The sequence below is a fragment of the Paenibacillus chibensis genome (genome assembly GCF_004001045.1).
GTDB lineage: Bacteria > Bacillota > Bacilli > Paenibacillales > Paenibacillaceae > Paenibacillus_AQ > Paenibacillus_AQ chibensis.
This window is the reverse complement of the sequence record NZ_BIMK01000057.1, coordinates 1-10,032: the sequence shown is the minus strand read 5'-3', so window position 1 is coordinate 10,032 and position 10,032 is coordinate 1. Positions and strand designations below refer to the sequence as shown.

Below are 10,032 nucleotides of genomic sequence, written 5' to 3'. Positions count from 1 at the left end.
CATAGAGAAAGCACAACTAAAATCTCGTATCGAATATTTAGAAAATAAAATTCAAGAACTAAGGGAGAGACAATTGAAACCATTCCAATAAAGGCTTGTGCTTGACCACCACTATGTGACGAGCCGCACGCTGGGAGTCGCGCACGGCCAATAGAAATAAATAAAGGTTTCGTATACATGCCATATGTAAGCAGCAACTCTTGCCCGTATAGGAACGCAACACCTTACAATCCGGCGAGCTTTTGCAGCCGTTGGGCAATCTGCATAAAATCCTCATTCGAGATGCCAGGAGCAAATTCTTCCGGCACTTCTTCAAGATCGGGCACTTCCCCTCCTTGGGGAACTCCTCTGACGACTTCCAATCGCTCTCCGTCGGACGGGTGGGATCCTTTCCAGATTTGAGCGATATCTTCATAGTCTGAATCGCTAAACGTATATAACTTTCGATGAATTCCCTGTTCTTCGTATTTGCGGGTCGCATCAAATGCCCGATTCTCTAGATTGGGAATAGGGAGCATTTTTTTGACGTCGACTCCGGTCATGATTTCGAGCGCCTTCGCGTAAGCAAGCACATGAACTCCCCCGCGGACCAGCAAGTAACCCGTCATTTCGCGGGCGACAGGATGATCTGTCATCTCGTACACGCGCATCTTATGGGTGCGGGCGCCGCATTCGAGAAAAAAGTTATGAAGCAGATCGAGTACCAAATTGCCACTGTTAAAGACATAATCACCGTTCCATGCTTTGCCCATCGAATCGCCGGGCAACGAGGTTTGAGCCGTTGCAATAAAATGGTAGGTATTGCGTTTGTCAAGCCCGTTGCGCAGAGGGGCCGCATCCGGATCTGCCGGAAATGTGGAACCGGACAGGCATAAATTAATGGAATTCATCACCAATTCCACATGGCCAACCTCCTCCGCCGTAATGCTGGCCACAAGTTCATAAAAGGGCTTCAGCTTTTTTTTGCTGCGAAAATTCGAAGATTGGACCAAATAATTATTCAACGTAGACATCTCCCCGAAACGGCCGCCTAATAGTTCCTGCACAGCCGCCGCGGCGTTGGCGTCCGGATGTTTGGGAACAGGCAATGCAATGGGCAATCGATTGATGCGCTTGAACATGGCGGACATCATCCCCTTATCAAATTTATGGTTCTTATTATTTTTATGACAGGGATCGTTTGTCTCATGCCGCGCTGGAGCGCTAAGAGTGTTACTGCTAACGCATAATGTCCAGCGGTTGACGGCGTAAGTTGTCCTTCTATTGACGGTCAATCTGTCCGCATGAGGCTATACCGAAAGGGGAATTATGACAATTCCCCTTGGATCACTCGCTTGACCATATGATCGTCTATGATACGATGTTTGTTCTGCGCACCGTAAATCAAGCAGTGCGTGCATAGCTTGTTAATCAGACGAGCGGCTCCGCTGGAGAAGCGGTAGACGTCATCAATTGCGCCGTCTGTGAAGACATCCCGATCCGCACCGGCGTAAGCCATATGCCGGACAATGTATGCTCCTGTCTGAGCGCGATCATAGTGCGGAAGCTTGCACTGCAGGTCGATTCGCTGACGAATGGCAGCGTATGCTTGCAGATGGAGTCGCTCCCACAGCTCACTTTGCCCGACCAGGATCAGCGCCATCGGACTTTGGGCGTCCATCTTAAAGTTGAGCAGGAACCGTACCTCTTCCAGCATCTCTCGGTCTAGCAGATGCGCCTCGTCCACGACGACGACGGGCTGCAAACCGTGAATCCCACGCATCAATTCAATCTCACGATGCAACTGACGCTTGGCGTCCCCGCGGTAAAACTTCGACTCGCAACCAAGTTGTTCGAGCACCCCCTTGTAGAAATGCCTTGGTGTCAATTTTGAATCCGACAGATACAACACCTTGAATTTTGCGGCGTCGAGCGTATCCGTAAATCGCCGAATCGTCGTCGTCTTCCCGGTTCCGCAATCCCCGGTAACGACCGCGAACCACTGTCGCTGAGCCGCATACGCTAAGCGTCCGAGCGTCTCTTCCAAGATTTCCGACTCATACAGTTCGCTTGTCGGCAGATCTCTCGAGAATGGAGAGCGATGCAGATCGTAGAATGCCTCAAACATCGCCGCTCTCCTTCAGAACACGCCGGTAGGTGACAGCCGGCGCCTGATGGTCGTGACGCTGGTGGCTCCGTTCTTCTGCGGCGGCGAGCAGCCGGGACGAATCCGTCGGTTCCGGTTGTAAATGCTTCGGAAGCGGCGGGCGCTTGCCTGCGCGTTCGCCGATGACGAGCTCCTTCACTCTCCACGACGGATGGCCTTCGTACTCGATCGTGAGTTCCGTAATGTCTGCCGGGTCGTATACGACATCCACCGTACATCCCATGAACGACAGCCCCACTTCATACTTGCGATCCATGAAGCTGATGCAGCCGGACTTGTCGACCTTGCGCGGCTCGCAATGCAGGAACGCATCGGCGAGCACATCCGGATCCGCAAACCGCAGCGACTTCTTGTCGCTTTGGAATGTGCTGTACGGGCTCTGTTTGTTGGGAAGCGCCGAATGCGGCTTGTTTTGGTAGCATTCGGTAAGCCATACCTGGAACAGCTCGTTCAACCGCTCGAGCGTCTTCGGCTTCTCAAGCGCCGCTTCACTGAGAAAGGAGTCCACCACACGATTAAATCGCTCGACTTTCCCCGTGGATTCCGGCGAGTACGGCTTAGCGAAGAGAAGACGGATTCCGAGCTTGGAGCACGCCCTCGTCATCCATTTCGTGCGGTACTGCTTGCCGTTGTCGAAGTACACCGCTTCCGGAACCCCGTATTTCTGTATGGCCCTGCGGAAGCAATCCTCGACGATCGTCTTGTCCATTACCGGGTAAAATTCCCCGTGAAGAACGAACCGCGTCGCATCGTCGATGAACGTCACGAGAAATACCTGTTTCATCGCACCGCCCGGTCCGATGGGCAAGTACGGACCGTATTTCAGATCGGAATGCCACAGACGATTTCGATGCTTCTGCTGGAAACGTCGCGCAGCAACGCCGGATTCCGCGTACATCCGCATATGGCGGGTACTGTAGCCGCGCTCTGTGAGCTTCTCTTGCAACGTGCTCCGCTTGATCTGTCCCGGCCCGATGAGGCCTTCCCATTCCATGATCTGAATAATTTGGGCGACGCTCCGACTCGGCACCTCGCGGCGTAACAGAATCGCCTGGTCCACGATGTTCGGCGCAATGGCGGGCGCCGTCGGCTGCTTGCCTTTGCCCTTAGGCTTTAGCCCGCCGAATCCTTCCTGCCGGTACGTCGCCAGATACCGGCGCAGGGTCCGCTCCGACAAGCCCGTCTGCTCACAGATCCGTGTCTTGATTTCTCTTGATCTGGCTGGGTCTAGCCCTTCTTCCAACAGCGGAGCCAGGAGCTGAACTCGCTCCACGGCGATCTGCTCTGCTTTCTTCTGATCTTTCATCCGAAACACCATCCCCCGATAGACTTCGTTTCGAGTCTATCTCAGCGTGCTCCGGACAAAAATGCAGAACGGGTATGTACCCAAAAATTTGAGTTGGCGACGGGACGGACAATTCTTGCCAGCCATCCGGCCGCATCGCCGACGTACCGTCCGAAACGATGGTGTGCAGTTTGCGAAGGTCCGGACGACTCCTCCGCAACGTCCAGTGTAAAGCGAATGGCGATCGATTCGAGACAACCCATCCAATGCACTGTTTGCGACCGAAACCAGCTACGCCAACGGTACAGCGTAGAATGATCCGCGGCGACGACGATCTCCTCCGGTTCGGATGCAACAACGCTCTCCACACATGCCGATTCATAACGTTTGTAAGGCACAATGCAATTTGGCAGCTCATGATGAATCTTCCGACAGGTTACACAACGCAACCTTCGAACGATTAACAATCTCTGTTCCCCTGAGGCCTCCCACAGCTTTCGCTTCCGACTTCCGATCACCGAAAGGCTTCCTCCGCAACAGGGGCAAGGGACGACTTCTGCACACCTAACTGAAAACGCCGGCGCTCTTCTCAACCAGCTCGTATTTTGATACAATGATCATACGTTTTGTGAGGGGATGCTTCCTGTGAACCTGTTCCCGCAGGTTCACGCGATGGGGAGGCATCCTTTTCCTTTTCCGAGATACGGACATTATATTCGTCAACTCTCGGACAGGCAATTCCGTCAGCTTTCGGGCATTATGCTTCAGCGGAAACACTAAGAGGGCATAACCCAAATCATTTGCTGCGTGCGCAGAAAAAATGAGGAATTGTTTGTTTGCAGCAAGACATGATCCGGTTTCACGTCGGTTATCGTACCCCGAACAGGGCCCCGAGACGTTTCAATAACCACCGGCTTTCCTTGAAGCGAGCGCAAGGTGTGATAAAAATACGGGTCAACCAAGGTTACTGTGGATAATGCGGGATTTGCCGTTTCCCTGTACATTCCATTCGGATAAGCATACACGATGAAATCTCCTCCTCATTCTCGTTACCATTTAGCCTATGCCGAAGTAAGGAAGGTTGTGTTTCCGCCTGTGTATAGACAAACAACCCGATAAAAATGACCGGAAACCGGGCGGATGCCGGTGTCGCTTCTACACGTCTGCCATAGACTGATGCTGTAAGTTCAAAATTCACCTACCCAAGGAGGAATGGTTTTGAATGCAGTTTACTAAACAGGCAATGCCCATGTTTACGCATGACCACGCCGCTTACGTCAGGCAAATGCACGACTGGCACATGAAAATGGCTCAATATCACGACCAATTGCGTGCCTTTCATCTGGAAAGAGCGAAACAATTTCAAAAGCTGGCCGAAGAAAGAGCGAAAACGTCAGAAATACCCAGCGGCACCAGCGCCGCTTAAAGGCGAACCGACATGGAGCGATGTGATGAGTTGGCAGCATTCCGAATCAAAATCTGGGACCGTTATGTAACCCTTCGTTCCCAATATGGAACCCGGATGCCTTTGTCTTTCGATCAGTTCTGGTACGACTTTCTGGCCAGACACATGATAGCCGACAGCGGAGTCGAGCAAGTGTATGAGGACTTCTGCAACAACTGGGAGAATCAGTGTTTGCGAAATGTTCACGAATCAAGTCATCGGCAGGAAGGAGGCCGCTGAAAAAGATACGTTTTTTCTGTGATGCATCGATTTTTAAGTTTGATGTTGCAGGAAAATAAGGAAAAGTCCGTTTAAAGCCGTCTCACAGGCTAAAAACGGACTTTTTGCATCGCAGAAAGAAGGCGAGGGGACTTTTTTCAGTGGCCTCGTAGGAAGCCCGTGGTTTTTCACGAACCGACTCATAATCTCAGGACTGCCAACAACCTGGAACTGCGAGGCATGTTTTTTGTCATATCGGGAAAAATAAAATACATGGACTAAATATGCGAAAGGAGGGGAGCCGATGCATTGGATCGGCTGGTTTAAAAAGCAAGACAAAAGCTATACGCCAAATGAAGCCGACACTCAACCTCCCGCAGGCAACTTGTCTCCGCAGCACGTGCAGCAATTGTTTCACGATATTCACGATGCACAGGTGCATGAGTTGGATGCGGGAGTGCGGAAAGTCAAGCTGTTTTACATCCGTTCCTTTGTGGATCAAAAACAGGTCGAAAGCGACATCGTGCTTCCCCTTTTGCATGCCCCGGACGAACAAGCAGGACAAAAGGTGATTTCCGAAGATCGGGTGGACGTAACGACGTTGCAGCAAGCCGAAGAACTCATCCTGCAGGGAGGAATTCTTGTTTTTGATGAGATCGGGAACGTTTGCGCGGTCAAAAAGCAGGATCAACTCGGCCGCACTATCGATTCTTCCGAGCAGGAATCGATTGTGTACGGTCCCAAAGACAGCCTGAACGAGCGCCTTGACAAAAACTTGACCTTAATCCGTCGCCGGCTGCCCGTAGCAAGCCTAAAGTCAAAGAAATGGACCGCCGGATCGTTAAGCAAAACCTCTGTTGTGCTGCTGTACATGGAGGGTATTGTCAATCCGGAGCTGGTGCGGATCGCAGAGATGAAAACGAATCAAATTGATTTCGATGTTCTTCTCGATTCCTCCCATATCTCCGCTTTGATGGAGGACCACGTCAACAGCGTTTTTCCGCAATTTCAACAGACGGACCGTCCGGACGTGCTGGCCGCGGCGCTGGCCAGCGGCAAAGTGGTCTGGCTGGTGGACAACACGCCGTTTGCGCTTGTAGCGCCCATTACGTTCTTTGATCTGTTTCAGTCCCCGGAGGACTATATTCACCGATGGATGGTGGGCAGCTTCCTGCGGGGGCTTCGTTTTGTCGCGTTCGTAATTGCTCTGTTTTTGACCCCGGTTTACGTGGCGGTGACGGTTCACCATTATCAGATGGTTCCGCTGGAGATGCTGTTTGTCCTGTTGCAATCCCGCAGTGAAATTCCGTATCCTCCGTTCTGGGAAGCGCTGCTCATGCTGCTGACGCTGGAGATATTAAAGGAAGCCAGTTTGCGCATGCCAACCAAATCCGGCCAAACGCTCGGCATCGTGGGCGGTATTGTCATCGGTCAAGCGGCCGTGGATGCAGGGATCGCTAGCAATGTGATGGTCATTGTGATCTCCATCTCCGCCATCGCCTCGTTTCTCGTACCCAATTATTTGATGACGAACGCGAGCAAACTGCTCCAATTTGCCCTGCTCATTCTGGCGGCATGGCTGGGCATGTGGGGCATTGGGTTCGGATTGCTCTGGCTGTGCATCCACCTGCACGGATTGACTTCGCTCGGGCAACCGTATTTGTCCCCGCTGAGCCCGTTTTTCGCAAGCGACTGGAAAGATACGGTGTTTCGTGCTCCGCTGTCCAGGATGCGCACAAGGCCGGCTTATTTGAAGCCGCTGCAGCGGATGCGCGTTACCGGGAGGAAACCGTGATGGCTTCTCGTGTAGGTTCGGCCGGTTTGTTTTCGATTTCAGCGCCCTTCGGTTTCTTGTCCCTCGCCTTCTGGGCGAACCGGATGCAAACGTTATATTATCTTTTATATTTGCCCAGTGTGCTTGCGGAGCCGGTTATGATCGGCCTCATCCTGCTGGCGGCGGGATGCTCGCACCTCAACATTTTGATGATTGCCCGCTGTTTTGCATGGAAAGAAACGCCCGGCGGTTATCTCGGCATCGTCCGCACGTTGGGATCGGCGGTGTCTTTCCTGTTTTTGCTTGCGGGGCTGTTCGCTGTTTTGATGAAAGGCATCGTGCTGATGATGGGTTATGTCGAAATTGTGCATCATATTTTGTTTCCTGCCTTACATGCTACGTTGTTTGGCATCCTGCTATTGTGTGCTTGCGTATACCTGGCTCGATTGGGCATGGAGAAGACCGTTCGTTTTGCGATCGTTGCGTTTGTCGGCACGATATGGGTTACCTTCCTGTACGTGCCGTTTGCGTTTCCGCCGGCTGCCGAATACCGCCATCTGCTCCCTCTTCTTCCGGAGCACATGCCCAAGGGAGATTGGCAAACCTTTCTTACGATATGGGCGGCGTTCTCCGGTCCCGAATATATGCTGGCATTGCCGAAAGAGGCGGTAGACGCGAAGAAATTGAAAACGGCTCTGATTTCCGCCAATGCATTTACCGCATTCGAATACATATTCTTTTTTGTCATTTGCCTGACGTTTTACGGATCTGATTATTTGCAGCGGCAAGACTTGCCGATCGTCGATCTGATCCGGTATATTCAGCTTCCTTTCGCCGAACGGCTGGAAATGATTCTGAATCCAGCCTACGCCATTTCCGTCGTTTACGTCGTCGCCATCCTTCTATTGTATGCGGCGGGAGCAATCCAATGTCTTGCGCGCAGTCGTCTTTCAGAAGGAAGAGCGCCGTTTTGGTTGGCGTTTTTGATGATGCTTCTGCTGACATGGATGGCCGGTCGCTGGATATGGCCGGATGAATGGAAAGCCAAGGAGTGGATCACCTGGCTTTCATGGCTGGATGCCAGCACCTATACCGTTTTGCCTTTTGGCTTCTTCCTCTTGGGATGGATCACGATTCGCAGGAAATGGAGGGTCCGACATGCCGGCGGCTCGTCATAAACCGCTTCTTCTATTACTGGCGTTGCTTGTTCTCGGCGGTTGCTCGTTTGTCGATAAAACCAATACCATTGAGGAAATATCGCCGGTTGTATTGCTTTATCTGGATGAAGGGAACGACGGATCCGTAAAGCTGTCTACCATCATTCCCCCGCTGAAGAAAGAGAAAAAGAGCGTGATTACCACGTCCTCCAATACGTTAATCGAAGGGAGATACTTACGAAACTTGAAGTATTACCGGGAAACGAAAGGGGGGCAGATCCGAATGATTTTCTTCTCCGAAGCCATGGCTAACCGGGGGCTGACGTCTCTGCTCGATACGTTACTGCGTGATCCCGAAATTTCCAGCCGCGTGTTTCTCTCTGTTGTGCGTGGCGATATGATCGGATATTTGAACAGGCAGATGCAGAGCGGGCAGGAGGAAATCGACTTGTATCTGTACAAAATGTTTGCGCACTACGAAAAGCAAGGGCAATTGACGACAAGCAACGTGCATGAATTCCTGGCCAGGGTGTACAACCCTTATGCCGATCCGGTTCTTCCCTATTACGCCGTCGCGAACAATGAACTTCGTTATTCCGGGACGGCGCTGTTCCGCGGGGATAAGATGGTCGGAAAGATTCCGCTGTCCGATGACGTCTTTTTCCAAATGCTGCGTGAAAAGAGAGGCGTTCAAAAGACGGTGCCGCTATCGGAGGCGGATGTCGTGCTCGGCAGTATCAAAACCGAGCGGCAAATTCATTTTACCGATTCGTTCCGGAACGTTCATATTGACGTGATGCTTAAAGGACGGGTGGAAGAAGTCCCCGCTGGACAGAAGACGGACAGCCCACGGGAACTGCAGGAGTTCGAGCGTAAACTTGAACGGAGAATCCAGGAGAAGCTGGAGAAGATTATCGATCGAACGCAGGCGTTAAGAGTCGATCCGTTCGGGCTGGGCATGCACACGGTAGGGTGGAAGGAACGGCCATTTACCCGTGAGCAGTGGGACCAACGATGGCCGGATTTGGACGTGACGATCCATGTTTCGCTGAAGCTGGAGCATACCGGCATGCTCGATTCGCATGCGGACCGCGATGAAGACGCAGCTCGCGCGCCCTGTGTCGCTCGCCAATGATCGCGTCTTCATGACATGGAACGTTGGAAGCCGTGTACAAAAGCGCTCACATTCCCCAAACAGCAAGTCCCCTGCGGATTGTGGATCTCGCATGCGCAGCGGCCAGCCTGTAGCTGAGTTTTGATCCGGTAGGGACACGCATAGGTGGGATCAAAGCGGAACTTTCACGATGCGGATTGCTTCTTGGCGGAATAGGATGATTCGTTTCTGGACAAATTAAATGCTGTTTGCATAAATCTGGAAAGGCGGATGCCTGCATGTCACCAACATTCAGTACAAGCGTTGAAAACCGGACTATATCCGGCCCAAGACAACCGAAGCGATGCAAAAATTGCATCTGGGGCAACTGGGATGGACTGAAACAATTTTGTTCGAAACCCGTCTGCATTAAGAAACAACCGATATAAGTGAAAGACGCCATCAAATGACAAGGTGCGGGATGAGTATCCATTTAACCATTGCTTTGTGGACAGTATGGGCGGCGTGGAGATGGGGGCGGTGGACACAGTTTCCCCAGTGCTATCCTACGCTGTTGTACATTTCTTGTTGTCAATTGCTTTACGAAATTTTTTCGCATGAAAAATTTTATGTGTGGCGTCTGGAACCGGATCCCATACCGGCATTGTTATGCTGCACACCTTTTGCATTTATCCTTTGACTGCTTTCTCACCTGACTCGTTTTCCGGAAGTCGAATGGAAGGCTGCGGTTCACATTGCAAAATGGGTGCTGATCTATATCGGTGTAGAATGGGTTGGATATCGCTTCGGTTATATTACCTACTCCCACGGCTGGAATTGCTGGTGGTCGCTTTTCTTTGATGTACACATGTTTCTGATGCTTCGCTTTCATCATACAAAGCGGGTTTGGAGCA

At 51.8% G+C, this 10,032-nt stretch carries 10 protein-coding genes; 5 read left to right on the top strand and 5 right to left on the bottom strand.

Annotated elements, in window-relative coordinates; all coding sequences use genetic code 11:
* Positions 1 to 224 precede the first annotated feature (224 nt).
* From PCH05_RS26765 to PCH05_RS26745, 5 genes are all read right to left on the bottom strand, one after another.
* The gene (locus PCH05_RS26765; protein WP_054943616.1) at positions 225 to 1,121 is read right to left on the bottom strand and encodes a manganese catalase family protein; all 897 of its coding nucleotides are present in this window, start codon (positions 1,119 to 1,121) and stop codon (positions 225 to 227) included.
* A 185-nt stretch (positions 1,122 to 1,306) separates the two neighbouring features.
* Positions 1,307 to 2,107, bottom strand: a complete 801-nt coding sequence (locus PCH05_RS26760) for an ExeA family protein (protein WP_107338592.1) — start codon at positions 2,105 to 2,107, stop codon at positions 1,307 to 1,309.
* Entirely contained in the window at positions 2,100 to 3,452 is a 1,353-nt protein-coding gene (locus PCH05_RS26755) for a DDE-type integrase/transposase/recombinase (protein WP_127607733.1), read from the bottom strand. The genes PCH05_RS26760 and PCH05_RS26755 overlap by 8 nt, the downstream gene beginning before the upstream one ends.
* 41 nt (positions 3,453 to 3,493) lie before the next feature.
* Positions 3,494 to 4,024, bottom strand: a complete 531-nt coding sequence (locus PCH05_RS26750) for a DUF6431 domain-containing protein (RefSeq protein WP_127607731.1) — start codon at positions 4,022 to 4,024, stop codon at positions 3,494 to 3,496.
* A gap of 183 nt (positions 4,025 to 4,207) precedes the next feature.
* Positions 4,208 to 4,435, bottom strand: a complete 228-nt coding sequence (locus PCH05_RS26745) for a YuzF family protein (protein ID WP_217506278.1) — start codon at positions 4,433 to 4,435, stop codon at positions 4,208 to 4,210.
* A gap of 218 nt (positions 4,436 to 4,653) precedes the next feature.
* Here PCH05_RS26745 and PCH05_RS26740 point away from each other — a divergent pair, with 218 nt between their 5' ends.
* The 5 genes from PCH05_RS26740 (at position 4,654) to PCH05_RS26720 (ending at position 9,160) form a co-directional block, all read left to right on the top strand.
* Complete coding sequence (locus PCH05_RS26740) at positions 4,654 to 4,857, top strand: hypothetical protein (RefSeq protein WP_028407024.1); 204 nt, start codon at positions 4,654 to 4,656, stop codon at positions 4,855 to 4,857.
* A 12-nt stretch (positions 4,858 to 4,869) separates the two neighbouring features.
* On the top strand, positions 4,870 to 5,115 hold the full coding sequence (locus PCH05_RS26735; protein ID WP_054943617.1) for a hypothetical protein: 246 nt from the start codon (positions 4,870 to 4,872) through the stop codon (positions 5,113 to 5,115).
* Positions 5,116 to 5,398: 283 nt separating this feature from the next.
* Complete coding sequence (locus tag PCH05_RS26730; RefSeq protein ID WP_127607726.1) at positions 5,399 to 6,889, top strand: spore germination protein; 1,491 nt, start codon at positions 5,399 to 5,401, stop codon at positions 6,887 to 6,889.
* Entirely contained in the window at positions 6,889 to 8,046 is a 1,158-nt protein-coding gene (locus tag PCH05_RS26725; RefSeq protein WP_127607724.1) for a GerAB/ArcD/ProY family transporter, read from the top strand. Before PCH05_RS26730 ends, PCH05_RS26725 begins: the two co-directional genes overlap by 1 nt.
* Positions 8,027 to 9,160, top strand: a complete 1,134-nt coding sequence (locus tag PCH05_RS26720; protein WP_164766814.1) for a Ger(x)C family spore germination protein — start codon at positions 8,027 to 8,029, stop codon at positions 9,158 to 9,160. Before PCH05_RS26725 ends, PCH05_RS26720 begins: the two co-directional genes overlap by 20 nt.
* The last annotated feature ends 872 nt before the right edge of the window (positions 9,161 to 10,032 follow it).